Origin of the sequence: Streptomyces sp. NPDC017676, assembly GCF_044329325.1 — a bacterium.
Taxonomy (GTDB): domain Bacteria; phylum Actinomycetota; class Actinomycetes; order Streptomycetales; family Streptomycetaceae; genus Streptomyces.
Genome location: NZ_JBIRJA010000033.1, coordinates 50,478 through 52,238, shown reverse-complemented (window position 1 = coordinate 52,238; position 1,761 = coordinate 50,478). Strand labels below are relative to the sequence as shown.

Annotated in this window: 1 protein-coding gene and 1 pseudogene; both read left to right on the top strand. The window is 75.4% G+C overall.

Translation table 11 applies throughout. The features are described 5' to 3' along the window. A pseudogene (locus ACH4LD_RS41180) lies at nucleotides 1–95 on the top strand (alpha/beta hydrolase); the annotation flags it as partial. 708 nt (nucleotides 96–803) lie between these two features. Then, a complete protein-coding gene (locus ACH4LD_RS41175) occupies nucleotides 804–1,388 on the top strand; it encodes a sigma-70 family RNA polymerase sigma factor (RefSeq protein ID WP_398059257.1) in 585 nt (194 codons plus the stop codon). Nucleotides 1,389–1,761: the final 373 nt, after the last annotated feature.

Genomic DNA, 1,761 nt, shown 5'->3' with positions numbered 1-1,761 from the left:
CCGACTACGTCGAGATCGACGGCGCCCCCCACGGCCTGCTCTGGACCCACGCCGACGAAGTCAACAACGCCCTCCTCACCTTCCTCGCCAAGTAGCCGTCCGCGCGCGGCCGGTGAGACCTGCTCGTCCTGGAACCCGCGTGCCACCGGTGCGCACCGCGTCCTGGCACAGCCGTCCACGTGAACGGCGCCAGGACGCGGCTGCGTTCGGCGAGGAGCCCGCCCCCTCGCCGCAGTGCCGGCCCGCGCTACGGCGTGGGAGAGCCGTTCACCGTCCGCGTGGGACTCCTGTCGGACACCGAGCAGGGGGCTCCTGGCTCGTAACTCCTGGCTCGCAGCCGGCCGGTGGCGCGCGATCTGCCGACGGCCGGCACCTCGTCGGCCCAGAACACGGGCGGCCGGCGTCGGACCACGCCGAGGTGTCGCAGTACGGCGGCCCCCTCCAACGGACCTCCCTCCAGAGGACCTTCGCATCGTGCGATGCCGATCCGGCATCGCACGATGCGAAAGTGATCCTGGACGTCGGGCGGCGCCGTTGATGGAATGAGGGCCGGGCGGGCGCCTGAGTCGCCACCGATTCTCCGGGACTCGACCCGCCCTGGAGACGGCCTCCCCCGGCCCAGGTGTCCCGCCACAGATCCGGGGCGGGGAGGCTCCCCTCGCCACGGCCCCGCACCGGCGGACATGGCTGTGAACGGTGGCGCGGCGAGCCCTCGTCGACAGCCCGGAACATGCGGGCGGACCCCCGTCCGGAGCCGGCGGGACGGCTCGCCGCCGCCCTTGCCCGACGGGGAGTCCGCGAACATGACGACCAGCGCCCACCACCGCCCGCCCCCGGCAGTACGCCACCACGCACGCGCCGAGGCCCTGGTGGCCGAGCACCGAGCCACGCTCGTCGCCCGTGCCGAGACATGGGTGGGCGACCACCATGCGGCCGAGGACATCGCACAGGAAACCCTTGTCCGTGCCTGGCAGCACATCGGCAGGCTGCCCACCGGGCGGCGCGCCGTACGCGGCCGGCTCCTGAGGACGGCACGCGGCCTCGCCGTCGAGGGGTGGCCCGGTCCGTTCACCCGGCACGAGATCGTCACCGCCGAGAGCGGCGACGTCCCGGAGGCCGATCGCGCCGAAACTGTGCTGGCGTCCGTGGTGGCACACGCCCTGCTGCGCACCCTGACACACGAGCACCGGGAGGTGCTCGTCCACACCTGCGTGTACGGATTCACGGTGCGGGAGACCGCTCAACGCCTCGGCGTCCCCGCCGGAACGGTCGTCTCACGCCGGTCGGACGCACTGCGCACACTGCGTCAGCAGGACGGCTCCCACGCGCTCCTGGAGGGCCTCTGGCGACTCCTCGAACCAGCCGTCGGCCCGGGCGGGGGGACGTGAGCGTGTCCTGCCGGGCCGTCCCACGGGGCGCGAACCCTCGCAAGGGCGGGTTCTCTCGCCAGAGCGGGCTCCCCCGCCAAGGCGGCAGCGCATGTGCGCCCCGCCCGGCAGATGCCCGTCGGTGACCGCCCCACAGAGCGGTTCCTCGGTCAGCGGCTCGCTGGTCAGGACCGCCGGCCGGGGTTTCTCCCCGGCTCCGCACGGCGTCACGCGGTGCCGAGCCGGGGCGACCGGCTGTTCGTCGGCGGAGACGTCGAACACGGCGGTCCGCGCGGCGGGGCGGGGCGGGGGGGGGGGGGCCGCGCGGGGGGGGGGGGGGGGGGCCGGGGGGGGGGGGGGGGGGGGGGGCACGGGCGCGGCCGCGCGGGGGAGG